The organism is Corynebacterium tuberculostearicum (assembly GCF_032821615.1).
Classification (GTDB): Bacteria; Actinomycetota; Actinomycetes; order Mycobacteriales; family Mycobacteriaceae; genus Corynebacterium; species Corynebacterium tuberculostearicum_H.
Map to the genome: position 1 here is coordinate 91,256 of NZ_JAVBIF010000002.1, position 25,304 is coordinate 116,559.

Below are 25,304 nucleotides of genomic sequence, written 5' to 3' on the forward strand. Positions count from 1 at the left end.
ATTCTAGGAATAGTGTCTAATCCTTTCTTCGCTGGGGCAGGAACCAAACCTGGCACACTTCAGGAGTCAGGTCTCCGTAGCTACTTAAATAGAGAAAATCTCAAACAAGCACTTGGGGATGGATCTATTCTTATATTCAGCAAAACAACGTTCTTATTGACCGAGGTGAAACGTATGAGTATTCAGTTGAATGAAGTAAAGCTCTCGGAGCTTGCCTGCTTTAGTCATGATGCCGATGTTATGGAATTGCAGACTGAGACCTTCATTTTTGGGGTGAATGGAACCGGAAAGTCTTCAATCGCCCGAAAACTGAAAGGGCAAGCAGATGCGAATGGGGTGTTGGCCTACCTTTTCGATCAGAGGTACATAAGGGATTTGATTCAGCGCGAAAACCTGGAGGGCGTATTTCAAATACGAGACGCTTCAGAAGACGTGCAGAAGCGGCTTTCGGAACTTGAAGGGGATAGCGGTGAAATTCATAGGAAGAGGGGATTGCTGGAAAACTGGGGGGAGGTTCGACAGGTTAAACAAGACGAAATCCATCAGATCAAGAATAATTTCAGAGAAAGTGTTTGGGCCCTAGCAAAGTCGTACGAAAGGGCATATCCAGGTGCGTCAGATCTTTGTTTCAAAGGTTTTAAGCGGAAGGAGCTTCTTGAGAAAGAATGCTTGCGTCGATACGAGCTAACGAAAGCTTCCAAGTATGAGGAGCCCCAAGATTTGGATTTTGAGACCCGCATAAAATCGTTAGATCGTGAGAACCCTCGTATACCAGAGGTTAGCAGTCAAGTTGCCCTCTTTTTTCAGTTTAGTGAGGAGGAAAATCAGGTAGCTAAAAAGGAATACCGACTAAATGAAGACAATCCTTTGAGTGAGTACGTGACTCGGCTGGATATCGATCTTTGGGTCAGAGAAGGTGTTCAGCATCTTAATGAATCAGAGTCAGAAATTTGCCCACTATGTCAGCAGAGTTTATCCGCGGAATTGAAGAAGAACCTCGAACTGCTGATTAGTCGAGACTATGAAAAAGCGGAGAATTGTCTCGAATCTTTAGGCGATCGCTTGAAACGAGCTGAAGAAGAGTGTGAGACTCTCAAAGAGAAAGTGAGTGGTCTTGAGGGCTTTGAAACTACTCAACTCCAGAATTCACTTGGCAAACTGCAGCTGGAATTCGTGAGATTACAGCGGAAGGTGAAAGAGAAACTACTGAGTCTCCAGACAGTCATTTCTCTAGATTTTGACTTTAGCGTGCTAGATCAGTGTAGTGATGATCTGGATTCTCTAAACGAACGGATTCGCTGGTATAACGAATCGATCAGTGATCGGAAGAAAGCAAAGCAATCCCTTATAGAGGATTTCTGGTCACACTTTATCCACCATAAAGTCAAAGAAGCACTTATCAAGAGAGATAGTGCTTTGGCAGGACCGAAGAAAGCTCAAATGAACCTTTCGGCGCGCATTGACTCTACCAATGAAGAGCTAGCAGATCTTGAGGAAGAGCGCCGGCAGCTACTGAGCAAAGTGACTTCATCGGAACCGGTAGTTGAAGAGATCAACGCGACTCTCAGGGATCTGAACCTTCGGAGCTTTAGCCTGAAAAAACTGAATGGTGTTGATCAATACTGTGTGATACGCGAGGACGGGTCAAGAGCGGAAAACGAGAGTCTGAGTGAGGGAGAGAAGACATTCATTTCCTTTTTGTACTTCTATCATTCAGTAGAAAAGAGAGCTCGAAACTATTCAGAAAGGGATAAGATCATCGCGATAATCGATGATCCAATTTCTAGTCTGGATTCGACCACTTTATTTGCTGTAAGCTTACTGTGCCGTAGACTTCAGGAAACTGTAGAGGATCCGGCTTCTTTGCTAGAGCAAATTGTTTTTTCGACTCACAATGCCTACTTTTTCAAAGAATTAGCCTTTGTGCCTCCGCGTAGAGAAAAGTCCGCGAAGCGTACCTTCTATGTTCTTTCTAAAACCTCGGAAGGAAAGAGCACACAAAGACAATTTGATTCTAACCCAATACATTCTGCCTATGAACAGCTTTGGACAGAAGTTCGTGTTGCGGCTAGTCAAAATGAGATGGCATCACACTCCTTGCAAAATTCGATGCGACGAATTCTGGAGAATTACTTTACGCTTACTGGAGGAATGAAAACAGATTTTACGGCTGGAATGAATGCTGGTGAAGCGCTGGCTGCAGAGTCACTTCTGTCCTGGATGAATGATGGTTCCCATAGCGTACCGTGGCAAATTGATTATTCGTTCGATGGGACGGACGCCAAGGCGTTGGTGGAGGTTTTCCGGAAGATCTTCGTAGCAGCAAACCAAGTTCAACACTTTGAACTGATGATGAGGCAAGAGAACTGAGATTGTAAAGCTAAGCTTTTAGTCTTTGCTTTGTTTAGTTCAACCCAGACCAAGAAATGTGAGTGTCATTTAGGGGGATGCGGAAACCCTTCAGGATTTCTTCCGCATCCCCTTTTTGACCCTTAACCCCCATCCAAGGCACAACAAAAACCGAAAAATCTCGAGACATCATAGGAACGATGTCTCGAGACTTCACAATGGTCGGGATAACAGGATTTGAACCTGCGACCTCTTCGTCCCGAACGAAGCGCGCTACCAACCTGCGCCATATCCCGGCGTTCCGCCTTGAAAAGCGGTACCTGGATACTTTAACGCAAGCTGAGCATAATCAACAAAACGGCAGGTGGCTGGGTTTAGTCCACCTCGGTGATTTTCAGCAGAGTGGCGGAAGGGCGGCAGAAGATGCGTACCGGGGCGAATTTGGAGGTGCCCAGACCATTGGAAACATGCATCTTCATCGGGCCGAAGTCGTGGAGGCCCTGCACGCGGTCGCGGTCGATGCCGCAATTGGTAACCAGTGCGCGGGAGCCGGGCAGGCAGATCTGGCCGCCGTGGGTGTGGCCGGACAGGGAAAGTTGGTAGCCATCGTCCGCAAACTTTTCCAGTACGCGGGGCTCGGGGGCGTGGAGAAGCGCCAGGGACAAGTCGGCGTCCTCGTTGGGCGGTCCGGCGATTTCGGAGTAGTCATCCAGATCGTGGTGCGGATCGTCCACGCCGGCGACGGCAAGGCGGACATTGCCCACCTTGAATTCATGCCGGGCCTGGTTGGCATCGCGCCAGCCGTGCTCCAAGAAGGCGGCGCGCATACCGCGCCACGGCAAGTCCACATAGGAGGGCTCGCGCTTTTTGCCCAGCAGGTACTTGAAGGGATTGACTGGCTGCGGTGCCCAGTAATCATTGGTGCCGAAGACGAAGAGTCCGGGGCGGGCCAGCAAAGGGCCGAGAGCGCGCAACGTATCGGGAACGGCTTGCTGATCGGAGAGATTATCGCCAGTGTTGACCACGAGGTCCGGCTCTAGGGCGTCGAGGGCAGAAACCCAGGCAATCTTGGTCTCCTGGCCGGGGATCATATGCAGATCGGACAGATGCAGCAGCCGAAATTCCGGCTTACCGCGCAGCGTGCCCTTGGGTAGGAGGGGGAGCGTATATTCCTTGAGCTCGAATTTGGTCAGTTCGCTATAGCCCCATGCCGCGGCGCCCAGGCCGGCAGCGGTGAGGCCGCCAAGAATACGTAAAAGTTTCACGGCTACCACACTACCTGGCGTACATTGATAGGCATGAGCGAGCTAAAGCAAACCATCCGTGCAGATCTGAAAACCGCAATGAAGGCCAAGGAGAAGCAGCGCACCAGCGCCATCCGCGCCTTGCTGGCTGCCATCCAGGCCGAGGAGACTAATGGCTCCCGGCATGAGCTGGAGGACGCCGATATCCTCAAGGTGATTGCGCGTGAAATCAAAAAGCGCCGCGAGTCCGCCGAGGTCTATGAGGAAAACGGCCGTCCGGAGCTGGCGGAAGCCGAGCTTGCCGACGTCCCCTTCTTCGAGGCCTACCAACCCCGCCAGCTGGACGAGTCCGAGCTTAAGGCCCTAGTGGAGGAATCAATCGCAGAGGTTGAGGCCGAAAACGGCGAAGCACCCACCATGAAGCAGATGGGTGCAGTAATGAAGGTGGCCAATGCCAAGGCCGCCGGCCAGGCGGATGGCAAGCGCCTGTCCGCTGAGGTCAAGTCCCAGCTGAGCTAAAGCGGCCAGACCGCAACCGGCGAGGCTTAGCGGCCGAGCAGACTGCGGACGTCGTTGGCAAAGTTATCGATGTCCTCTTGGCGGATGCCAAAGTCTTCCGGCGAGAACCCGCCGCCGTTGCCCGTTCCGCCGCCTGTGCCGCCAGTCGAGCGGCTCGGGCTCGTAGCACCGTCGGCATTACCGCCGCCGGTGCTATTTTGTGCGCCGGTGGAGTTGGCGTCGGCCACGCCGGAGGAGGGGGATTGGGAGGCCCCGGCGCCGTCGGAAAGCTGCAGCGTAATCTCCGCGCCCTTCTTCTTGCCGTCCTTGCCGGTAATCGCGCGAACCACGCGGCCATAAGGAACATTTCCGCCAATGACCCGGGAGGTCTTGACCACGTAGCCCTTGGACTCCAAGGTCTGGCGGGCCTCGGCCTCGGACTTGCCGCGCAGGCTATCAAGGGTCTTATCGGCCGTGGTGCCGTTGTCGTACTTCTTGTTGTAATTCGGCAGCCCGGCCTTGGTCGCTATCGGCAGCTGCGTAGCCATGCTGAAGAAGGTCTGCGCCGGCTCCAAGCCGCCGTAGAGGTTGCCCCAACCCGCGCACTGGCGCACCGGCCCGGTACATAGCGGGACGGTGGAGGTGCCATCGTTATAGATATACGGCGCGGCGGAAATACCCTCGTTGAATCCCAAGAATGCGGAGGACTGGTTGGACTCGGTGGTACCGGTCTTGGCCGCGATTGGGCTGGAGTAACCGGCCGCTTGGGCGGCATCCTTGGCGGTGCCTTGCTTGGCGTCCTCAGACAAGGCATTGCTCATCGCGCGGGCTACGTCCTTATCAACGGCCTGCTCACACGGGGTTTCCTTGAGGTAGACCTCGTTGCCTTCCTTATCCGTGACCTGGGAGATGGGGTTGGGCTCGCACCACTTGCCATCCGCGGCCAGCGTGGCACCCACATTGGAAAGCTCCAGCGGGTTGACCTGGTCCGGGCCCAAGGTGAAGGAGCCGGAGTTGGCCTCCTTGGTGTGCTGGGCAATCGAGGTGTCTTTATCAAAGCTGCCCTTGTCCTCGTAGGAGCGCAGGCCCAAACGCACGGCCATATCGACGATGGGTGCCACGCCTACCTGCTCCGTGAGCTTGATAAACGGCGTATTGGGGGAGTGCGCCAGCGCTTCCTGCAGCGTCATAGTGGCCTTATAGGCACCAGCGTTTTCCACGCAGTAGCGGTTCGCTGGGCAGCCGGCGGCGCCACCATGGCCTAGGCCCTCCGCCTCGTAGCGGGTGGGCACATCCACGGTGTTTTTGATGCCATAGCCCGCTTCGAGCGCGGCCGCGGCGGTAAAGACCTTAAAGACGGAACCTGCGCCGTTGCCCACCAAGGAGTAGGGCTGCGGCAGGATGGTCTCATTCTTATCAAGGTCCAGGCCGTAATCGCGCGAGGAGACCATGGCCAGTACCTTGCGGTCCGACCTGCCGGGCTTGATGACGTTCATGACTTCAGCCACGCCCGGGGCATCAGGATTGGTATGGCTTTGGACGGACTCGAGGGCCTTATCCTGCACCGTTGGGTCCAGGGTGGTCTTGATGGTGTAGCCACCGCGCGCCAGCTGCTCCTCGCTAATGCCCTTCTTATCCAGGTATTTCAGCACATAATCACAGAAGAAACCGCGGTCGCCGGCGCCGATGCAGCCATTGGCTAGCGTATTGGGCTTCTTGCCGACGCCCAGCTTCTCCCCCTTATACTTATCCGCTTCCTGTTGCTTGATATAGCCGTTATCCGCCATGGATTGCAGGACGAGGTTGCGCCGCTCGGTCACTTCCTCGGCATTGGTATAGGGATTGAGGCGCTCAGAGGATTGGACCATGCCGGCCAGCATCGCTGCCTGCGGCACCGTGAGCTCGGAAGCATGCGTGCCAAAGTAGGTGCGGGCCGCCGCCTCGACGCCATAGGCATGGTTACCAAAAGAGACCAGGTTGAGGTAGTTGGTGAGGATGTCATCCTTTTCCAATTCCTCGTCCATCTTGGTGGCCATGCGCATCTCGCGCAGCTTGCGGGCCGCGGATTGTTCGGTGGCCGCGGCGCGTTCTTCATCGGTGGTGGCAGAGACCAGCAAGAGGTAGTTCTTCACGTACTGCTGATCGATGGTGGAGGCGCCCTGGGAGACGCCGCCCGACGTCAGGTTTGTCCACAGCGCGCGGAAATTGCCTTGGAAGTCCACGCCTTCGTGATCATAAAAGCGCTCGTCCTCAATGGAGACGATGGCATTTTTCATGGCCTTAGAAATCTTCTTGCTCTCCACCGGGTGGCGGCGCTGGCTGAAGACATAGGCCATGTCCGTGCCCTTGGCGTCTTTGATCGTGGTGACGCCTGGGATATTGCCGGCAGTCAGATCTTGCAGGTCAGATTGCATGGTTTCGTTAGTACGGGCAATCGCCACGCCGGAAATGCCCGCGAAGGGGGCAAGAGCCAGGGCGATGAGCGCGCCTACCAAGACCGTAGACAGGGCTATCTTGGCCAAAGATTTGATGACAGTCACGCCCCATACCCTACGTGGTCGCCCTTGGTAGGTGGAAGATCACTCGCACCCCCTAAAGTGTGACGTGTTAGACAATCTTCGACCCGGATGAATAGACTTAGATGCGTTACATAGTATTCCGTCTGGGAAGGAGCACACTCACCCATGACCGTTCGTGTGAAGACTGCTGGAATGTCTAATACAGCCCGAAATCCCGAGCGTGGTGAGTGGGTCACCCAGGCCAAATGCCGCAAGGGCGACCCGGATGCCCTCTTCGTTCGCGGTGCGGAACAGCGCAAGGCGGCCGTCATTTGCCGCCACTGCCCGGTACTGACCGAATGCCGCGCCGACGCCCTGGATAACCGCGTCGAGTTCGGTGTATGGGGCGGGCTGACCGAGCGCCAGCGCCGAGCCCTGCTGCGCAAGAACCCCCACATCACGGATTGGGCTCACTACTTGGCCCAAGGTGGCGAGCTCGTCGGGATTTAGGAATTTAGACGGCGTGGGGCGTATTTAATAGTTAGAATGGGCCCATGACTAAATGGGAATACGCAACCGCACCTGTTCTTACCCACGCCACCAAGCAGATCCTCGATTCTTGGGGTGAAGATGGCTGGGAACTGGTCACCGTCACCCCGGGTCCTAACCCGGAAAACGTCGTGGCCTACTTCAAGCGCGAGGTGGCAGAGTAAATGGGCTTTCATGCTCGCTTGCGGGAGCTGGGGTATGAGCTACCGGGCGTCGCCAAGCCGCTAGCGTCCTATGTGCCGGCCGTGCGCGTGGGTGATCAGGTCTGGACCTCTGGCCAGCTTCCCCTCGTGGAAGGCGCCCTGCCGCTCACCGGCAAGGTTGGCGCCGAAGTCACCACGGAACAAGCCCAGGAACAGGCACGCATCGCGGCGCTGAATGCGCTTGCCGCTATCGATGACGAAGTTGGCCTGGACAATATCTCCCGCGTGGTAAAGATCGTAGGGTTTGTGGCCTCCGATCCGTCCTATGAGGAGCAACCGGCAGTAATCAATGGTGCCTCCGATTTCATCGGTGAGGTCTTTGGGGATGCTGGAAAGCATGCTCGCTCCGCCGTGGGCGTGGCCGCGTTGCCTAAAAACGCCCCGGTAGAAATCGAACTAATCGTAGAAATTACTGCTTGATCGGATAGGCTAGTAACTATGGAGCACCCCGCATATAGTCAATTGCGTCCCGTCAGCCAATCCGTTGGCGTAGTCCTTTGTGATAACCCCAGCTACACCGCCCTTGAGGGTACGAATACGTGGATTATTCGCGCCGCTGAAGACTCTCGGGCGATCGTCGTAGATCCGGGTCCCGAGGATGAAGGCCATCTCAACGTTGTGCACCGCAACGCAGGTGAGGTGGCTTTGATTTTGATTACCCACCGCCATGATGACCACGCTTCGGGCGCACAACGCTTGCGGCAGATGACCGGCGCCCCCATCCGCGCCTTCGATCCGAGCTACTGCAATGGTGCCGAGGCCCTTCAGGACGGCGAGCACATCTCCCTCGATGGCATCACCCCAAGTCTCGAGGTCGTGCACACCCCAGGCCATACTGCGGATTCCACCTGCTTCTTTGTGTGGAGCGAGGAGGTAGGAAATTCCCGCCTCGAAGGCATTATCTCTGGTGACACCATCGCCGGCCGCCACACCGTTCTCCTTTCGGAGACGGACGGTAACTTGGCCGATTACCTGCACACCCTCGACACCTTGGAAGAGCGCGGCAAGGATATTGCGCTGTTCCCAGGGCACGGTCCGGACTTGGATGACACCTCTCAGGTGGCCCGCAAGTACATTGACCGCCGCCACTACCGTCTTGACCAGATTAAAGAGATTCGCTCCCGCCTAGGCGATGATGTGGATTTGAATACCCTGGTCAACGAGATGTATGACGATGTGGACCCAGTGCTGCGCCACGCTGCGGAGCAGTCCACGCGCACCGCGCTGAAGTACTTGGACGGCGAGGCTAAATAAGCCTATCTCAGTTTGCCCCTCTTCCTCTTTGGTGGGAAGAGGGGCTTAATTGTGCTGTGGGCTGAGGCAGGAGGCGCGCAGTGCCGACGTATGGCCGCGGTGGGGCCCGCAGGCGGTGCGGAGTGGAGCGTACCGTGGCCACAAGTGCGGTGCGGAACTGGTTAAAAGGGGGTAAAACCAGCGAAACCCCGCCGGAGCGGGGTAGCGGGCTGGCGCGGTCTTAGCGAGCGCGGCGGGCGAGGTGCTCGGTATCGACGATGAGCACGGACTTGCCCTCGAGGCGGATCCAACCGCGGTGTGCGAAGGTGGCCAGCGCCTTGTTGACGGTCTCACGGGAAGCGCCCACCAGCTGGGCAATCTCTTCCTGGGTGAGGTCGTGGTTTACGCGCAGGGCGCTGCCTTCCTGAACACCGAAGCGGTTAGCCAGCTGCAGCAAGGTCTTTGCCACGCGGCCCGGAACGTCGGTGAAGATGAGGTCAGCCAGGTTGGCGTTGGTGCGGCGCAGGCGGCGTGCCAACACGCGCAGCAGCTGCTGGGCGATTTCGGGGTGGTCACCAACCCACTTCTTGAGCAGCTCGGAGTTCATGGTGGCGGCCTGAACCTCGGTCACACACACGGCGGAGGAGGTGCGCGGGCCCGGATCGAAGATGGACAGCTCGCCAAACATATCGGATGGGCCCATGACGGTCAGGAGGTTTTCGCGGCCATCCGGGGCGTGGCGGGCGAGTTTAATCTTGCCCGAGGTGATGATGTACAAGCGATCACCGGGCTCGCCTTCGTCGAAGATGGTGGTTCCGCGCGGGTAGCGCACGGTCTCCATCTGCTCGATTAGGTGCTGCACTGCAACGGGATCAACGCCTTGGAAGATTCCGGCGCGGGAGAGGATGTCCTGTACGCCTTCCACGTTTTACTCCTTGGATGTCGACTACGAAAGTCCATAGATGAGCCTGCGCCACATCTGGGTGCGGTCTTTCATGCACTCGACAATGCGGAACAAGCGGGGTCACTGTGTAACGCGTTTCATCTTACAGTGTAATTGGTCACTTTTGGTACTTCAGTGAAATTTTGTCACACTATAGAAACTCTACTCGTGCTAGTGCACGGTTCAGGCCAGCAGTTTTGCGGCCTAGTCAGCAAAAACGACTGCCTCGAGCTTTTCCATCAGGAGGGCGAAAAGGGCGATGGCAAGTGGTACCAGAATCACGAGTGAAATCATGTTTTCCTAGTCTACTAAGCTAAACCCCATGAATTCAGCACTGTCAGCGGCCAGCGCGCCGGAGCTGCGCGCACCGGAGGTAAATCGGCGTTTGGCGCAGGAGTATCCGGATGCACGGTGTGCCTTGGATTATGACTCCCCGCTGCAGCTGCTCATTGCCACCGTTCTTTCCGCACAATGCACGGATGAACGCGTGAATTCGGTGACCCCTGAACTCTTTGCCCGCTACCCCGAGGCGGCGGATTATGCTTCCGCGCAGCGCTCCGACTTGGAGAGAATCCTGCGGCCGTTGGGCTTTCAGCGCGCCAAGGCGGGGCACCTTGTGGGTATTGGGGAGAAGTTGGTGGCAGATTTTCAAGGCGAGGTCCCGCGCACGGTCAAGGAACTGACCAGCCTACCCGGTGTTGGTCGCAAGACCGCACTGGTGGTGCTCGGAAATGCCTTCGGGATCCCCGGGCTGACCGTGGATACGCACTTCGGCCGCCTCATGCAGCGGCTTGGGCTGACGGGGGAGAAGACTCCGGTCAAGATTGAGCGGGACATCGCTAAGCTCGTGCCGGAAGAAGAGTGGACGATGTTTTCACACCGTGTCATCTTCCACGGGCGCCAGGTATGTTATGCGCGCACGCCGGAGTGCGATGCATGCGTTCTGCGGGATATGTGTCCAGCCGCTCGTGGGCGCTAGGCTAACGGTATGAAGAACTACGTCCTTGGCACGGTGATTGCCGCGATCCTCATTGCCGTTATTGCGGTCGTGGGGGTCTCGCAGTTGCGGGGTGGGGACGGATCCGAGGAGGCGTCGCCAAGCGAGGCTCCCCAGCAAGAAGTCCCGCAGCGCCCGGACTGTCCGGCCGGCACCGTGGCAGGAGTAGAGCTGGGGTGCTTGGGCGGTGCGGCCACCGGAAAGCCTGCCGATGAGGGCGTAGCCGTGGTTAACGTGTGGGCGTGGTGGTGCGAGCCGTGCCGCGCGGAACTTCCCTACCTGCAGGACGTGGCGGAAGCACATCCGGACTGGCAGGTCGTGGGCGTGCACGCGGATAAGAACGCGGGAAACGGTGCAGCTTTCTTGAATGACTTGGGCGTCGAGCTGCCGAGCTTCCAGGATTCGGATAATAAGTTTGCCGGTGAGCTGGGCCTGCCGGGCGTGGTGCCGGTGACGGTGGTACTCAAGGACGGTGAGGTGCGCAAGCAATTTGCGCAGCCGTTTAGCTCCGCGGCAGAGATTGAAAAGGCCGTGGAGGAGGCGATTGCGGCATGAGTCAACTCCTTCCCGAGCGCACGCCAGAATGGCTCAAGCCGGCGCTGGGGGTAGACCCCAGCCAGGTGCAAGAGCTCATTGGCAACCGCCAGGCTTCGTCCCTCAACGGCACCAATGTGCAGGTGCCGGTCAAGCGGGAAGCAGCCGTGCTCATGCTGCTGAGCGGCGAGAGCGCGGAGGAGGCCAGCATCTTGCTCACCCATCGATCGCCGTCCATGCGCTCGCACTCGGGCCAGATTGCCTTTCCCGGCGGCCGCCGGGATCCCGCGGATACTTCCCTGGTGGATACCGCGCTGCGGGAAGCCTGGGAGGAAACGGACCTGCAGCGCAACTCCGTGACCCCGCTGGAGCAGTGGGAGCAGCTGCATATCCGCGCCACCGGCAATCCGGTGAGCCCCATTTTGGCGCATTGGACCCAGCCGGGGGAGGTCTATCCCGCCAGCCCCGATGAAACCGATGACGTGTTTCTCGTGCCTATCCGGGAGCTGGTCGATCCGCGCAACCGCTTCATGGTGGGCTTTAGAAAATGGCAAGGACCAGCATTTCACGCCAATGGTTACGTCATTTGGGGCTTTACCGCCGGCGTGCTCTCGGCACTATTGCAGCACGCCGAGTGGACCGTTCCATGGGATAACAATTCGGTCATGGACCTGCGTGACTCCCTCATAAACTCCCGCAATAATGAGAAGATGTCCTAACCGCTGGTGCCGCGGTACGTATACGTCTTAAACCCCAGATAGAAAGAACCCATAGCCATGACTCCTGCGCTCATCGTTGACGGCCTGATCGTGGTCGCCGTCCTCATAGCGCTCCTGAGCGGGTGGCGCAATGGCGCACTCGCGGCGATATTGGCCTCCATTGGTGTGGGCGCTGGGGTAGTGCTAGGCATTGCCGTGGCCCCGGCCGCTTTGCGCTTGGTGGATCAGCCCTCGTTGCGCTTGCTGCTATTGGTGGGAATCCTGGTGCTTTTTGTGGGCATCGGGCAGCTCATCGGATCCTCGTTGGGCGGCAGCGTGCGCGATCGCATGAAGGCGCGCAAGACGCAGCGCCTCGATTCCGCCGTGGGCGCGGTTTTTCAAGCCTTTGCCGCCTTGGTGGTTATATGGCTCATTTCTATCCCCGTGGCCACCAACCTAGGCGGTGCGGCTGGTGAGGGCCTGCGCGATTCCCGCATCTTGAGCAACCTTAATTCGGCCGCGCCAGCGCGGGTAGCGGCGCTGCCCAATGGCGTGGCGGCGATGCTCAATGAGTCCGGCCTGCCGCCGCTAGTCTCGCCGTGGCAAAACTCGATGAGCACCGAGGAAGTAGAAGAGCCGGACCCAGACGTGGAGGATCCGGATCTCTTGCTGCGTATGCGGCCGTCTATCATTCACGTGCTTGGCGACGCCGAAGAGTGCTCCCGCCGCCTCATGGGTTCCGGCTTCGTGGCGGCCGATGACTACGTGATCACCAATGCCCACGTAGTAGCCGGCACACAGACCGTGCGTTTGGATACCAAGGTGGGCCTCAAGGACGCGACCGTGGTCTACTACAACCCGGATGTGGATGTGGCGGTGCTGCACTCGCGCGACCTGGGCATCGATCCGCTGCCGTGGGCCCAGACCCCGGCCCAAACGGGCGATGATGCCATGGTCATGGGCTTCCCGCACTCCGGGCCTTTCGACGCCGAGATGGCGCGCGTGCGCGATCGCATCACCATTTCCGGCCCGGATATCTATTCGCACGGGAATGTGGAGCGCGATTCCTACACCGTGCGCGGCAAGATTCAACAAGGAAATTCCGGCGGGCCGCTGGTTAACACGGCCGGCGAGGTTCTCGGCGTGGTCTTCGGTGCCTCGGTGGATGATTCCGAGACGGGCTATGCCTTAACCGCCGATGAAGTCAACGCCCAGATCGGAGACATCACGCAGCTTACCCACCCGGTTGATACCGGGGAGTGCGTGGCGCACTAGCAGTGTTCTTGTAGCCAGGCCGCTAGCGTGGAAACGAAATCCGCCGGTGCTTCCAGGTGCGGAAGGTTCTTCGCGCCGGGGATGGTCGTGGTGGTAAATCCGCGGCGGGCGCGCGAGGCGGCGCGGCGGACCACGGGGTTCCACAGTCGCTGCTGGGCGTGGATGAAGAGCACGGGGCGCTCTACTGCTAGTTCCACCCAGGTCAAGGGAACCACGGCGGTGCGCATGCGGTGGTTCCACAAGATTCCACGGCGGACGCTGCCGATGCGGGAGGCGCGCAGGCGGAGATCGAGGATGCGGTCTAGGGTGGCGTCGGCAAGCAAAGGCCCCGTATCCAGCTCCAGCTCTTTGCGGTAGGCGCGCGGGCTAAGTAGTAGGTTCTGGGCGCGGGTAACGCGCGGCAGGCGGCACAGCAGCGAGCGCAGGTTAATCCAGCCAAAATCCCACGGCCGGGCGGCAATCGCGCGGCGCAGATCTACCGGGTGGGCGGCGGAAATGGAGGCCAGGCCGCGCACCCGCTCAGGGCGTTCTGCGGCCAAACACCATGCCACGGCGCCACCCGTATCGGCGCCCACCACAAAGGCATCGTCATGGCCCAAGGCCTGAATGAGCCCGCTAATATCGCCCACCAAGGTGCGGATATCCTGCCCCGCATCAATGGGCGGCTTATCGGACATGCCAAAGCCCCGCATATCCACGGCCGCGACGTGGAAGCCACGTTGGGCAAGCGGCGCTATGACGTCCTGATAGTCGAACCACCCGCCAAAAGCGCCGTGGATGAGCACCACGAGTGGCTGCGTGCTATCGCCCGCCGTGGCGACGTGCAGGCGGATGCCGCGGGTGTGGACGAACTCATGCGCATAAGGTCCATCGAGCTCCACCGTTGAGGGAGGCAGGGGTGCGAAGGCCATGGTGCCGCCTTTCTATAGTTGGGGCAGAAACGGTAGAGAAAAAGGGGAGGAAGTACACAAAACCCGCCCCAGGCTAGCTAGGGCGGATAGAGGGGTGCACGTACGCGTGGCGCCTGCCGGTTTAGGTGTAGAGGCCGTGGGTGTTCTTACGGTCCAGGGACTTCTGTGCCTTGCCCGGAACCAGGTTCTTGAGCTCCTTGGTGGAGTCAATGGTCTTCTGTGGGGCCTTGACCTGCTTGACGTTCTTCAGGCCAACGAAGGCCAGAATGCCGGCGAGGACGATCATGATCAAGAAAACGATCAGGAACGCTGCCCAGCGGTCCAGCCAGACGGCGAGAAGCTCGGCCAGGAAGAAGAAAAAGAAGAAGGAGCTATACAGTGCGATGGTGCCTGCGCCGCCGAAGAGGCCTGCACCGATGCCGCCCTTCTTAGCGGACTCTGCCAGCTCGGTCTTGGCTAGCTCCACCTCGGAGCGCACGAGCTGGGACATCTGCTCGGTGGCGTTGGAGACCAGCTGGCCTACCGAGGTCTCGGACGAGGACGTATCCACGTCACTCAAAGGGATAGAGTTCACCTTCGGTGCAAATTGATCAGTACCGTCGGTAAAAAGTCCGTCGTTGCTCACGATTAATTCTCCTCGCGTTTATCTAAACCTTGTAATGTCCCCAATAATAATGGAATCACTATTATCCCATGGTGCCACGCATACTTAGGGACTTCCACGGCTATCCTAATGGATATGTCAGAAAATGACGCGTTATCCCCGCTGTTTCGCCTGCCGGGGGTGAAAGAAGGTGCAGAAAAGGCCGCCGCTGCCATCGCCCGCGCACACCGCCGACCTGCAGGATTGCGCAAGTTTGAGGTTATCTCTGCGGAGTCCCTCATGCGCGGCGCCCGTGCCAGCGTGGCGCTGGACGGCCACGCCATCCCCCCACATCCGGGACCGGAAGATATGGAAGAAGGGCCGCTGGCCAGCGCTGTTAGCGCCTATTCCGTGGCCGCCCCGGAACTCTTAGATGCCACGGTGCGCTCCTTTGCCCGGGCACCGCTGCAGGTGCTGGCCCGCATCGATGTCGCGGCCGGCGGTACCGGCATTCCGGCCGGCGAGAGTGCGCGCTTGCAAGGGCTGGGCCGGCTCATCGCGCAGGGTGGCGGTCCTGCCTTCGATCTCTTGCTGCCGAGCGTGGTCCATGCCGAGATTGCCGCCGGCGAGTTCTTTGGCCCTCGCAGTGGCCTCGTCGCCCGCGTTGCCTCCCGCCTCGCCGCGGTGCATACGGGCTTTGACCCGCGCGGTTTCGCCGTGCCCGAGGTCTACTACACCCGCCACCGCGCCGAGTATGCCGCAGCGGTGGGCAATTACCGCACCGCGCTTGCCGACGCCCTCTTAACCCACCTCGCCGCCTGGACCGCCGGCGGCAAAGAAGCCGACGCGATTGCCCGCGCGGCCTAGGAGGCTCGCCGTGGGCCCCGCTTGGGCGGGCCGGGGCGGCCCGGGTGCTGGGCGAGCCACAGGCCAGCGCCGATAACTGCCGCGGTACCTGCCAGAACGGAGGCGCCGATTCCAATTTCCTTGGCGGTCGGCGCAGGCAGGAGCGGCACCGGGTCCTTAAAGGAGCGGATCTCCCAGTGGTGGGCGAGGGCGTGGCGCTTTAGCTGCTTGTCCGGGTTGACGGCGACGGGGTGGCCTACCTTTTCCAGCATCGGGATATCCGTCGCGGAATCCGAGTAGGCGTAGCTGGCATGAAGGTCGAGGTTTTCTGCCGCTGCGGTCCGCTCCAGTGCCTCTGCTTTAGTGGGACCCTTGCAATAGAAGAGCACCTCCCCGGTAAAGCGCCCGTTTTCCTCTGCCAATTCGGTGGCGATGACGTGCTCGACGCCGAGTTCCTCTGCGATGATGTCCACCAGCACGGCCGCGGAGGCAGAGACGATGACCACGTGGTGGCCAGCGGAGCGGTGGGCGCGGATGAGTTCGCGGGCCTCGGCATAAATGGAGGGCGTGACCACGTGGTGCATGGTCTCGCGGGCGATGGCGCGCACCTCGTCCACGGACCAGCCCGTGACCAGTGCGGTGAGCTGGTCGCGGGTGGAATCCATGCCTTCGCTGGTTAGACCAGAAAACATATAGGTGGCCTTAGCAAGTGATAGCTGCAGTGCTTCGGCCGGCGAGATGAGCCCGTTGTGGAGGAATTCGCGACCAAACGCATAGGCCGAGGAGGTGGCGATGATGGTCTTGTCCAGATCGAAAAACGCCGCGGTGCGTGCGGGGTCGCCGCCAGCGCGGGTGGTGTCGGCGCGGCGGGGATGACGGGGCTCGCGGGAAGTAGTCATGATGTGCTGCCGAGTGTAGCTGCCCTAAGCGCTTGCTGGTGTAGAAGTGACTGATGTTAACGGTGATTTGTATGCCACTAATGTGGGATTGGGAACCCGCGTGGGGGTGGCGCTGAGTGAACATGCATTCGGTGCAGGTCAGCGCCGTGGCCGTGGAAATCTGCTGTTAGCTGTTGTGATTGGGTGGCGAACATGTCATAATAATGCGTGCAAGGCCCCGATATACTGTGCGGCCTGCCCCGGCTCACCCCCCCGAGGCCGGGTTACTGACGGCCCGCGCGCACACCCCCCCCCGATGCGCGGGCCGTCACCTATATCTACCGCCGTGCGGAGCGGGTTATCCACAGATTTTTGGTTGAAACGACAACCAAACTAGGTCCACATGGTGACTTCTGGCGGGTTATCCACAGCACTGCCGCCGGAGCCTCGCTGCGGTGGCGCGAATGCTTCAGGCTATGAGGCATGAACGCACTACACCCTGATTCCGCCGTCATCGTCGTCGCCATTGGTGACGAAGCGCTGCGCGCCGAGGCCGTTCACGCCGCGGCTGCGACCAGCCACGATGTGCTGACCGTAACCGATCCCCGCGATATCCCACGCAGCCTGCCCGGCGCTTATGCGGTGCTGGTTGATTCCTTGATGGCCCGCGTGGTGGCAGCAGCGCAGCGCACCCACACCGCGCCTGCGCCGGTGCTTTTCCTGGCCGCGGACCCCGGGCCGATTGATTATGAGGCGGCGCTCGCCTGCCACGCGGAGAGCGCCTTTATCATCCCCGCCCAGGTTAAGGAGCTGCTGGCGAGCATTGCCGCGGCGGGCGCGCCGCAGGAAGCGCGGCCGGACAGTGCGACCATCGCTGTGGTTGGTGCGAGCGGTGGGGTGGGCGCTTCTACCTTTGCGGCCGCGTTGGCCCGCACCCAGAGCGCAGTCGACGGTCGCGCACTGCTTATCGACGCCCACCCATACTCCGGCGGCCTCGACCTCCTGCTCGGCGTAGAAGCGGAACCGGGGGCGCGCTGGCCGGAGCTTACCGTGGGCGATGGCAGCATCGATGCCGCTGATCTCTACCGCGCGCTGCCATCCACGCCTGATGGGGTAGCGGTGCTCTCCGCCGCGCGCAGCACCGTCGCGGATCCCTTCCGCCTAGAAAAGGATCTGCTCGCGCGGGTGGTAGGCGCGGCCCAGGCGGGCGAAGGGATATGCGTGGTGGATTGCACCCCGGAGACCATCCCGGATGCCTGTACCCACGTGGTCATCGTGGTGGCCGCGGAGGTGCGATCGGCCGCGTCGGCCGCGCAGCTCCTGGCGCGTCTCGATGCCGCGCGGCGCAGGTGCGTGGTGGTGCTGCGGCAACGCCAGTGGGCGTCGTTAAGCGCGGCGGAAGTAGAACGCATCGTCCACGGCACGGTGCTGGCAGAATTGCCGACGCTCCGGGGCCTCACCCGCGCGGTAGAAATCGGCGGCCTGCCGCAGCGCCTCCCCGCACCCTTGCGTAAGGCCGCCCGCGCGGTTCTCGAGGAGGTCGGCGCATGAGCGAACACACAGCAGCACAAGAAACGCTAGAAAAGATGCAGCGCATCATCGCCGCCGAGCCCAACTTGGTGAATGATGCGGCAGCCCTGGCCCGGCGCATTCGCGCAGAAGCCGGCGTGATTAGTGACGTCGCGGTGCTCGACCTGCTGCGCCGCCTGCGCCAAGACGCCACCGGGATGGGCCCGCTCGATGCGGTGCTGGGGCGCGAGGGCGTTACAGACGTCGTAGTCAACGGGCCACACGCGGTATTCATGGACCGCGGCGAAGGCCTTGAGCGCACCGATATCACCTTCCGCGACGATGCCGAGGTCCGCCAGTTGGCCAGCCGGCTTGCGGCAGCCTCAGGCACGCGCCTCGATGATGCGCAGCCCTTTGCCGATGGCCGCGTCACTCGCCCCGATGGTGTCGTGTTGCGCGTCCACGCACTGCTGAGCCCACCCGCGGTTGCCGGGACTTGCCTGAGCTTGCGCGTATTGCGCCAAGCGCAGACAACCCTGCCCCAGCTGGTAGACAATGGCACGCTGCCAGAAGACATCGCGGCACTGCTGCGCGCCGTGGTAGACAAGCGGATTTCCTTCCTCGTCATTGGCGGCACTGGTTCCGGCAAAACCACCCTGCTCTCCGCGCTTTTGGGAACCGTCTCCGAGCGCGAACGCATCCTCGTCATCGAGGACACCGCCGAGCTCTGCCCACACCACCCGCATTGCGTCAGTGTGGTCTCGCGCCGGGCCAACGCGGAGGGAAGCGGCGAGGTCACGATGTCACAACTGCTGCGCCAAGCGCTGCGCATGCGGCCGGACCGCATCGTGGTGGGCGAAATCCGCGGCCGCGAGGTGGTGGATCTCCTCGCCGCGCTCAACACCGGCCACGACGGCGGCGCCGGCACGCTGCACGCCAATTCTCTCTTTGAAGTACCAGCCCGCATGGAGGCTCTCGCCGCCCTCGGCGGCTTGGACCGGGCGGCGCTGCACTCGCAATTGGCGGCGGCTGTGCACATGGTGCTGACCATGGAGCGCACCCCGCAGGGCCGCCGCCTCGCCCATATCGGCCTGCTCGAGGGAAACCCAGTGACCCCGCGCATCATCTGGAGCGCCGAAGATGGCCCGGCGGACGGCTTCGCGGAATTCTCCGCGCAGCTGCTGGGAGAACAGGCCGGGGAGGCCAGCCGTGCTTAGTTACCTCATCCTTGCCGCTGCGCTGCTTATACCCGCGCCCTCGAGTGCCGGCCGCCTGGTCTTGGCCACGCGCCGGGCACAGACCAGCTCCGTGGTTATCCTAGGTGCAGTCTTTTGCGGCAGCCTGGTCTTCTACTCAGTGGGCCGCATCAGCATCGCCATCGCCGCCGCCATTATCGCGTGGTGCGTGTCCTGGTACGTCAAAGACCTAGTGGCCGCGCGGGCAGAGCGGCGCGGCCGCGAGGGACTGGCCGCCTACCTGGGCGTCGTCACCGCGGACCTGCGTGCGGGGGCAACGCTAGCTGGGGCGCTCGCCCGTGGCGTGGAATCCCTGCCAGCTACCACCCCGCGCGAGGTATCCGCAGCACTAGAGTCCACGGCCGCTCTCGCCGCGCGCGGTGCGCCGCCGCACATGGCGCTGATAGATGCGCAGAGCGGCAAGGCCCTGCCAGAACTTCACCGCTTAGGTCACTTATTAGAGCTGTCCACTTACCACGGCATTGCGGTGGCCAGCTTGCTCGACCAAGCCCAAAGCCGCCTCGACGCTTCCCGACGCCACCAGCAATCCACCGCCGCTAGCCTGCAAGGCCCCCAAGCCACCGCCACGGTGCTCGCGTGCCTGCCCATAGCCGGCATCGCCATGGGCGGGGCCATGGGTGCCAACTCCCTCGGCTTCCTTTTAGGCGGCGGATTAGGCGGTATTCTCCTCGTGGTGGGTGTGGCGCTGGCCTGCGGCGGATTCGCCTGGTCGCGCGTCATTATCCGGAAGGCGGCCGCATGACCCCGCTCATCTTTATCGCCCTCGCCGCCCTTATCGGCCTGCCGCCGCATGCCGCCCGCTTGGCACCTGCCAGCGCAACCGAGACCACCGCCAAGACCCCGCGCGATGGCCCGACCGCGCGCGGGGGACTGATAAGCAAGCTCAAGCCCGCCGCACCGCTGGACCCACTGGCAGTAGCTGGCGACGTCGAACTTTTCGCAGCATGCCTGGCCGCAGGGCTATCCGTGCACGGCGCCACCACCGCGGTGGCCCGCACCGCGGATGCTCAGACCAAGGAACTGTGGGAGACCGTCGCCGCGCTGCTCGGCGTGGGCGTTCCCGCGCAGTCCGCGTGGGGCCACATGAAGGGCCATGCGGGGCTGGAGGACTTAGCGCAGCTTGTCATCATGTCGGGCCAATCCGGCGCCACCATCGCGGCCGGATGCCACCGAATCTGTACTTCTTTGCGCGCGGAAGCATCCGCCCACGCCACGGCGCAGGCGGAGCGCGCAGGAGTATTCATTGCCCTCCCGCTGGCGGTGTGCTTCCTGCCAGCATTCATCGTTCTAGGCCTTGCGCCCGTAGTCATCAGTTTGGGCGCACAACTTCTCTAAACCTCATGTGAAAGGACACTAATCATGCACGCACTTAATAAGTATTCCCAGCTCATCCGCAATGACGAGGGGATGAGCACCATCGAATATGCCATGGGATCTCTGGCGGCCGCCGCGCTTGCCGGGGTGCTCTACATGGTCATCAACGGCGGCGGGGTGGTCGATGCTATTGAGGGCATCATTACCGACGCCCTCTCGAATACCCCGAGCTAGCGACGCTCTTTAACCGCGGCCGGCGGGCCCAGCCTGCCGGCAGAAAGGAGGAAAGATGCACAGGGTATTTGATGACGATGGCTCCGTGACCATCGAGGCCGCCTTGGCTTTAAGCTCCCTGGTCTTGGTCGCGGCGGGAATCGTGGGTGCCATTGCCACGCTGGCATCCTATATCGCCGCGGTGGACATGGCGGGCGCGGCCGCGCGTTCGCACGCCATCGGCGTCGAATACCATCCCCCGCGCGAGGATGCCCAGGTCAGCGTGGAAGAAAGCGGTGGGTTGGTGAGGGCGTCGGTAAGCGTCGATGCCCCCGTCGGCACCATGCGCTCCGAGGCGGTATTTCCGGCCGAGGTGGGCGGAAATGAGTAGGCCGAGGCGCTGCGGCGAGGAAGGCTATGCCACCATTGCCGCGGCCGGTATCATCGTCGCCATCGTGAGCCTGCTGCTTATCGTGGCGGCAGTGGGCTCGCGCGTGGCCGCGCGACACGAGGCTCAGGTGGCGGCCGACCTCGCGGCGGTTGCCGGTGCCTGGGCCCTCGCTACGGGTGAAGATGCTTGCACCGCCGCGCGCGATACCGCCGCGCTTAACGACGCCACCTTAGAAACCTGCACCGAATCCGGCCGCGACGTCATCGTCACCGCCACGGTCCGTGGACGGTCCACTCAAGCGAAGGCCGGGCCGGTATGACCTGGCAAGAAGCAGTAGTGCGCCTTATCCCCACCGCAGTGGCAGCCGTAGCAGGCTTTATCGCTTGGCGGGAATACCGCCGAAAGAATTACTGGATGGTATTTTCTCCCCACAATTCTGGGATTATTATCGGACGTTGAAGGAGATTCCCCTTTTATCAACACGCTGTGGGACTTTGCCCAAGAGTTTAGAGAGGGTGAGCTCGACAAATCTGCCCCGAAAGAAGAAAGAGGCGATGCTCCATGAGGCATCCGCAAGGCTCGCCTTTTTATGAGCCGAATCCGGAAGTGCGGCGCACTCGCGCACGTGCAGCGGCGGAAATTCAGCGCATAATATTGGAGCGGTTTCCTCATCGGCGTGAGGAGCTATTGCAGCGCAGCGCCGACTATGAATACGCGCGGGCGCAGCGAGTAAATGAAGAAAAAGGCAGAACCGCTTAAGCTGCGGCTAGCCCTGCGTCATGGTGACCAGCGCACCCAGTAGCTTGATGGCGCCTTCCTTGCTGAGCGGATTATTTCCGTTGCCGCACTTCGGCGATTGCACGCACGACGGGCAACCGGATTCGCACGGGCAGGAGCGCACCGCCTCGAAGGTGGCCGCGATCCATTCGGGGAAGCGGCGGAAGCCCTCCTCGGCAAAACCGGCGCCGCCGGGGTGGCCGTCGTAGACAAAGACGGTGGGCAGCTGCGTATCGGGGTGCAATGCGGTGGACACGCCGCCGATATCCCAGCGGTCGCAGGTGGCGATAAGCGGCAGCAGGCCAATGGCGGCGTGCTCGGCCGCGTGTAGGGTGCCGGGCGTATCGGAGGCCGTCACACCCATGGCGGAAAGCGCCATCGGATCGATGGTATAGGCCACCGCCCGGGTGACTAGGCGTTGTTCGGGGAGATCGAGAGGGATGTCATCGCCAATGGTGCCGTCGGCAAGCCGCACCTGGTAGCCGGTGACGCGGTCGGTGACCTCCACCTCCACGTCCGCCACCCACAGCCCTGGGGAGTAATTGACTAGGTTATCGGCCTCGCGCAGGATGCGGATATCCGTGGTGGAGCGCGGAGTCGTGGAATAGTCCGGGGCCTCGGGCCGGGCCAGCGCCAGGTAATCGCTTAAGACGAGCTCCTCAATGACAAAGCTTTCGCCCTGGTGCAGGTACACCGCGCCGGGGTGGACTTGGCTGGTAGCGCGGGCGGCGTCGATGGTGCCGAGCAGGCGGCCGTCGGAGGAATCCACAATCATGACTTCTTCGCCCGCGCCGCCGCGCAGCGACACCGCGGTATGCGCCGTCTCCGGGGAGAGCTCTTCCGGCGCATGGGCGGGGATGGGCACGGCGAACCAGCCGCGCGCGCGGCGGCGCAGCAAGCCAGATTCGGCCAGCTGGTGAACCACGTCTTGCGCGCCCCAGGCGGCAATCGTGGCATCATTCAGCGGCTTTTCCACCGCGGCGCAATAGACGTGGCCGAAGAGGATATACGGATTGGCCGGGTTGAAAACGCTGGCCTCCACCGGCCGGCCCAGCAGGGCCTCAGGATGGTGGACCAGGTAGGTATCCATCGGCTCATCGCGGGCAATGAGCACCACGAGCGAGCCTTGCCCCCGGCGGCCGGCGCGCCCGGCCTGCTGCCAAAAGCTCGCGACGGTCCCCGGGAAGCCTGCCGTGACCACGGCATCGAGCCCACCGACGTCGATGCCCAGCTCGAGGGCGGAGGTGGTGGCGACGCCGAGCAAGGAGGCGTCGTCAAGCGCGCGCTCCAACTTGCGGCGGTCCTCGGCCAGGTAACCGGCGCGGTAGGCGGCGATGCGCTGGGCAAAATCGGGGCGGCCGAGGCTACCGGAGAGCACCTCGGCCGCGCGCATGGCCACCACCTCGGCCGAGCGGCGCGAACGCACAAAGGTCATGGTGCGCGCGCCCTCGGCGATGAAGGAGGCCATCATCTCGGCCGCCTCGGTGGTGGCGGCGCGGCGCACCGGCGCCCCGTGCTCGCCCTCGGCCCCCTCGATAAAGCCCGGCTCCCATAGCGCCACGGTGCGCGCGCCGGTGGGGGCGGTGTCCTCCGTAATCGCGCGGGCGGGCCGGCCGGTAAGGCGCTGCGCATGCCGGCCCGGGTCCTTCATAGTGGCCGAGGCATAAATAACCGTCGGCCGCGAGCCATAGTGCGCGCACAGGCGCAGCAGTCGCCGCAGCACCAGCGCCACGTTCGCGCCAAAAACGCCCCGGTAGGAATGGCATTCATCGATGACAATGAACTCCAGGTGCCGCAGCAGCCGCGCCCACCGCGCGTGCGCCGCCAGCAGCGACATATGCACCATATCCGGGTTGGAGAAAATGAACCGCGAATGATCGCGCACGCCCGCGCGGGATTCCTGCGGCGTATCGCCGTCATAAGGCGAGGGCACCACGCCCTTGAGCGCCGGAATGCCCCGGCACAGCTCGAGCACCGCCTGCAGCTGGTCAGATCCCAGCGCCTTGGTGGGGGTGAGATACAGCGCGCAGGCGGTCGGCTCCTGCGCCAGCCGGCTCAGAATGGGCAGCTGATAGCCCAGGGACTTACCCGAGGACGTACCGGTAGAAATCACCGCATCCTCGCCGGCCCAGGCCGCCTGCGCCAGCTCTGCTTGGTGGCTATACAGCTTGCCGACGCCCCCTTCGACCAGCTTCTCCTTCAATTCCGGCAGCACCCATTTGGGCCACTCGGCATACTGCGCGCGCTGCGGCGGCAGGGTGGTGTGAAATGTGAGAGTGGACTTATCGAGGCGGCGCTGGATGAACTCGAGCAGCTCTTCTCCCAGGGGATTATCCGTTTCCGGGTGAGCCAATTTTTACCCCCTCGTGAGTTAGGCCTATCGCTTTGGCGTGGAACGTGTCACACTGATATGAGGCCAATGATGTCTTGGTGCGGTGTTTACACTTTAAGGTACTGCTAAAGGACGCATTTACCGAACCCCTCGGCGCGGAATCGCCGCACCGCTAATCAAGAAAAGGACTGCACACCATGGCACAAGGAACCGTTAAGTGGTTTAACTCTGAAAAGGGCTACGGCTTCATCGAGCGCGCGGACGGCGAAGGCGATATCTTCGTCCACTACTCCGAGATCCAGGGCAGCGGCTTTCGCACCCTAGAAGAAAACCAGCAGGTCACCTTCGAGGTAGGCTCCGGACCGAAGGGCGAACAGGCCCAGTCCGTGTCCGTCATCTAGGCGGCCGGCTCCCTCGCTCAGGCCTTTCTGCTCAGGCCTTCCCGCTATGGCGTTTCGGCGTAGCCGCGGCGGGTATCCCACCACTCGGTGAACTTATTCTGCAGTTTCTGCAGGCCCACGCCGATGATGACGGCGGCGATGATGCTGACCACCACGGCCAGCACGGGCGAATTGGAAAAGGCCATGCCGCCCAGGTAGCCAATGGCGAGCGCTTCGGCCGCCCAGAGCGCGACGCCGATGGTGTCGAAGAAGACAAAGACGAGCCACGGGAAGCGCATCGACCCCAGCAGGATGGTCATAAATAGGCGCGCTGAAGGAATGAAGCGGGCAATAATAATGGCCGCACCGCCGCCGCGACGCATATTGCGCTTGACCCACTTGAGCCCCTCGTAGGCCTTCGATCCCTTAGGTACGCGCTGAAGCAGGGGCATGAAGCGCGTGCCCAGCAGGAAACAGAGATTATCGCCCATCATGGCGGCAATGAGCGCCACGAAAAACATGGTGGGCAGGTGCGGAAAGCCCTGGGAGCCGGACCAGGCGCCGGCCATATTGAGCGGGATTTCAGAAGGCAGCACGGGGAAGAAGCAGTCACCGAAGATCAGCACGCCGACCAGCGGGTAGATCCACTCTGTGGACATGACGGTTTCGATCCACATAGTGATGGTGTCAACCATGAATCCTCCGCGGGCGTCGTCTTGGGTGTGCTATCGTGCCCCACAATGCTTTCACAGCTACTGGGCGTTCTAAGTAGGCCAGTATAGACCCGTTCCGTGGGGGTACATAGTGCCCCTGAAAACGGCCTTTTGGCAGAACCGCGTATATGGTGCGAGAAAGGAAACGCAGATCAACTGTGTACGCTAGGGGCGATTGCT

27 protein-coding genes and 1 tRNA gene are annotated in these 25,304 nt (G+C 61.3%); 19 read left to right on the top strand and 9 right to left on the bottom strand.

Annotation, left to right across the window (positions count from 1 at the left end; all coding sequences use genetic code 11):
• Nucleotides 1-12: 12 nt before the first annotated feature.
• Complete coding sequence (locus RAE09_RS03275) at nt 13-2,370, top strand: AAA family ATPase (RefSeq protein WP_316980932.1); 2,358 nt, start codon at nt 13-15, stop codon at nt 2,368-2,370.
• A gap of 198 nt (nt 2,371-2,568) precedes the next feature.
• On the opposite strand, the gene RAE09_RS03280 is transcribed toward RAE09_RS03275, so the two are convergent.
• A tRNA-Pro gene (locus RAE09_RS03280) sits at nt 2,569-2,645 on the bottom strand.
• A 78-nt stretch (nt 2,646-2,723) separates the two neighbouring features.
• The gene (locus RAE09_RS03285; protein ID WP_316980933.1) at nt 2,724-3,614 is read right to left on the bottom strand and encodes a metallophosphoesterase; all 891 of its coding nucleotides are present in this window, start codon (nt 3,612-3,614) and stop codon (nt 2,724-2,726) included.
• Nucleotides 3,615-3,647: 33 nt separating this feature from the next.
• On the opposite strand from RAE09_RS03285, the gene RAE09_RS03290 reads away from it, so the two are divergent.
• Nucleotides 3,648-4,112, top strand: a complete 465-nt coding sequence (locus RAE09_RS03290) for a GatB/YqeY domain-containing protein (protein ID WP_316980934.1) — start codon at nt 3,648-3,650, stop codon at nt 4,110-4,112.
• Nucleotides 4,113-4,138: 26 nt separating this feature from the next.
• Here RAE09_RS03290 and RAE09_RS03295 read toward each other — a convergent pair whose 3' ends face one another.
• On the bottom strand, nt 4,139-6,631 hold the full coding sequence (locus RAE09_RS03295; RefSeq protein WP_316980935.1) for a transglycosylase domain-containing protein: 2,493 nt from the start codon (nt 6,629-6,631) through the stop codon (nt 4,139-4,141).
• A gap of 144 nt (nt 6,632-6,775) precedes the next feature.
• Here RAE09_RS03295 and RAE09_RS03300 point away from each other — a divergent pair, with 144 nt between their 5' ends.
• The 4 genes from RAE09_RS03300 to RAE09_RS03315 are packed head-to-tail and all read left to right on the top strand — an operon-like array spanning nt 6,776 to nt 8,595.
• Nucleotides 6,776-7,099, top strand: coding sequence for a WhiB family transcriptional regulator (locus RAE09_RS03300; RefSeq protein WP_005323132.1), 324 nt, complete (start codon nt 6,776-6,778; stop codon nt 7,097-7,099).
• A gap of 44 nt (nt 7,100-7,143) precedes the next feature.
• Nucleotides 7,144-7,302, top strand: a complete 159-nt coding sequence (locus RAE09_RS03305) for a DUF4177 domain-containing protein (RefSeq protein ID WP_005323131.1) — start codon at nt 7,144-7,146, stop codon at nt 7,300-7,302.
• Nucleotides 7,303-7,761, top strand: a complete 459-nt coding sequence (locus RAE09_RS03310) for a RidA family protein (protein ID WP_005323130.1) — start codon at nt 7,303-7,305, stop codon at nt 7,759-7,761.
• A gap of 18 nt (nt 7,762-7,779) precedes the next feature.
• The gene (locus RAE09_RS03315; protein ID WP_040424920.1) at nt 7,780-8,595 is read left to right on the top strand and encodes an MBL fold metallo-hydrolase; all 816 of its coding nucleotides are present in this window, start codon (nt 7,780-7,782) and stop codon (nt 8,593-8,595) included.
• 220 nt (nt 8,596-8,815) lie between these two features.
• Here the strand turns inward: RAE09_RS03315 and glxR are convergent, their stop codons facing one another.
• Nucleotides 8,816-9,499 (bottom strand): CRP-like cAMP-activated global transcriptional regulator GlxR, encoded by a 684-nt coding sequence (gene glxR, locus RAE09_RS03320; protein ID WP_005323128.1) that lies wholly within the window; start codon nt 9,497-9,499, stop codon nt 8,816-8,818.
• 340 nt (nt 9,500-9,839) lie between these two features.
• On the opposite strand from glxR, the gene nth reads away from it, so the two are divergent.
• From nth to RAE09_RS03340, 4 genes are read left to right on the top strand one after another with little or no spacing between them, the layout of a single operon-like run.
• Nucleotides 9,840-10,496, top strand: coding sequence for an endonuclease III (gene nth, locus RAE09_RS03325; RefSeq protein WP_316980936.1), 657 nt, complete (start codon nt 9,840-9,842; stop codon nt 10,494-10,496).
• A 9-nt stretch (nt 10,497-10,505) separates the two neighbouring features.
• Complete coding sequence (locus RAE09_RS03330) at nt 10,506-11,069, top strand: TlpA family protein disulfide reductase (RefSeq protein WP_316980937.1); 564 nt, start codon at nt 10,506-10,508, stop codon at nt 11,067-11,069.
• Nucleotides 11,066-11,767: an NUDIX hydrolase gene (locus RAE09_RS03335; RefSeq protein WP_316980938.1), complete on the top strand. Its 702-nt coding sequence runs from the start codon at nt 11,066-11,068 to the stop codon at nt 11,765-11,767. Before RAE09_RS03330 ends, RAE09_RS03335 begins: the two co-directional genes overlap by 4 nt.
• A gap of 57 nt (nt 11,768-11,824) precedes the next feature.
• Entirely contained in the window at nt 11,825-13,021 is a 1,197-nt protein-coding gene (locus RAE09_RS03340; RefSeq protein ID WP_316980939.1) for a MarP family serine protease, read from the top strand.
• Here the strand turns inward: RAE09_RS03340 and RAE09_RS03345 are convergent.
• Both RAE09_RS03345 and RAE09_RS03350 read right to left on the bottom strand, forming a co-directional pair.
• A complete protein-coding gene (locus RAE09_RS03345; RefSeq protein WP_316980940.1) occupies nt 13,018-13,932 on the bottom strand; it encodes an alpha/beta fold hydrolase in 915 nt (304 codons plus the stop codon). The two genes, RAE09_RS03340 and RAE09_RS03345, sit on opposite strands and share 4 nt — an antisense overlap.
• Before the next feature lie 121 nt (nt 13,933-14,053).
• Nucleotides 14,054-14,557, bottom strand: a complete 504-nt coding sequence (locus tag RAE09_RS03350; RefSeq protein ID WP_005323120.1) for a phage holin family protein — start codon at nt 14,555-14,557, stop codon at nt 14,054-14,056.
• 108 nt (nt 14,558-14,665) lie between these two features.
• Here RAE09_RS03350 and RAE09_RS03355 point away from each other — a divergent pair, with 108 nt between their 5' ends.
• Entirely contained in the window at nt 14,666-15,382 is a 717-nt protein-coding gene (locus RAE09_RS03355) for an oxidoreductase (RefSeq protein WP_316980941.1), read from the top strand.
• Here RAE09_RS03355 and RAE09_RS03360 read toward each other — a convergent pair.
• Nucleotides 15,379-16,260, bottom strand: a complete 882-nt coding sequence (locus RAE09_RS03360) for an HAD family hydrolase (protein ID WP_316980942.1) — start codon at nt 16,258-16,260, stop codon at nt 15,379-15,381. The genes RAE09_RS03355 and RAE09_RS03360 overlap by 4 nt on opposite strands.
• Nucleotides 16,261-16,722: 462 nt before the next feature.
• Here RAE09_RS03360 and ssd point away from each other — a divergent pair, with 462 nt between their 5' ends.
• Genes ssd through RAE09_RS03395 form a run of 7 tightly spaced genes read left to right on the top strand, consistent with a single transcriptional unit; the run spans nt 16,723 to nt 21,241 of the window.
• Nucleotides 16,723-17,790 carry a septum site-determining protein Ssd gene (ssd, locus tag RAE09_RS03365; protein ID WP_316980943.1) on the top strand — a complete coding sequence of 356 codons (1,068 nt, stop codon included), beginning with the start codon at nt 16,723-16,725 and terminating at the stop codon, nt 17,788-17,790.
• Nucleotides 17,787-18,965 (top strand): TadA family conjugal transfer-associated ATPase, encoded by a 1,179-nt coding sequence (locus RAE09_RS03370; protein WP_316980944.1) that lies wholly within the window; start codon nt 17,787-17,789, stop codon nt 18,963-18,965. Before ssd ends, RAE09_RS03370 begins: the two co-directional genes overlap by 4 nt.
• Nucleotides 18,958-19,746, top strand: coding sequence for a type II secretion system F family protein (locus tag RAE09_RS03375; protein ID WP_005323115.1), 789 nt, complete (start codon nt 18,958-18,960; stop codon nt 19,744-19,746). Before RAE09_RS03370 ends, RAE09_RS03375 begins: the two co-directional genes overlap by 8 nt.
• A complete protein-coding gene (locus tag RAE09_RS03380; RefSeq protein WP_179387299.1) occupies nt 19,743-20,339 on the top strand; it encodes a type II secretion system F family protein in 597 nt (198 codons plus the stop codon). The genes RAE09_RS03375 and RAE09_RS03380 overlap by 4 nt, the downstream gene beginning before the upstream one ends.
• 24 nt (nt 20,340-20,363) lie before the next feature.
• Nucleotides 20,364-20,552 carry a DUF4244 domain-containing protein gene (locus tag RAE09_RS03385; protein ID WP_005327144.1) on the top strand — a complete coding sequence of 63 codons (189 nt, stop codon included), beginning with the start codon at nt 20,364-20,366 and terminating at the stop codon, nt 20,550-20,552.
• Between the two features lie 55 nt (nt 20,553-20,607).
• Nucleotides 20,608-20,922 (top strand): hypothetical protein, encoded by a 315-nt coding sequence (locus tag RAE09_RS03390; RefSeq protein ID WP_005323101.1) that lies wholly within the window; start codon nt 20,608-20,610, stop codon nt 20,920-20,922.
• Nucleotides 20,915-21,241, top strand: a complete 327-nt coding sequence (locus RAE09_RS03395; protein WP_005327146.1) for an Rv3654c family TadE-like protein — start codon at nt 20,915-20,917, stop codon at nt 21,239-21,241. Before RAE09_RS03390 ends, RAE09_RS03395 begins: the two co-directional genes overlap by 8 nt.
• 447 nt (nt 21,242-21,688) lie before the next feature.
• On the opposite strand, the gene RAE09_RS03400 is transcribed toward RAE09_RS03395, so the two are convergent.
• Nucleotides 21,689-24,052 carry a Zn-binding domain-containing protein gene (locus RAE09_RS03400; RefSeq protein WP_316980945.1) on the bottom strand — a complete coding sequence of 788 codons (2,364 nt, stop codon included), beginning with the start codon at nt 24,050-24,052 and terminating at the stop codon, nt 21,689-21,691.
• A gap of 176 nt (nt 24,053-24,228) precedes the next feature.
• On the opposite strand from RAE09_RS03400, the gene RAE09_RS03405 reads away from it, so the two are divergent.
• Nucleotides 24,229-24,432 (top strand): cold-shock protein, encoded by a 204-nt coding sequence (locus tag RAE09_RS03405; RefSeq protein ID WP_005323097.1) that lies wholly within the window; start codon nt 24,229-24,231, stop codon nt 24,430-24,432.
• A 44-nt stretch (nt 24,433-24,476) separates the two neighbouring features.
• On the opposite strand, the gene RAE09_RS03410 is transcribed toward RAE09_RS03405, so the two are convergent.
• Entirely contained in the window at nt 24,477-25,106 is a 630-nt protein-coding gene (locus RAE09_RS03410; RefSeq protein WP_005327150.1) for a DedA family protein, read from the bottom strand.
• Nucleotides 25,107-25,304: the final 198 nt, after the last annotated feature.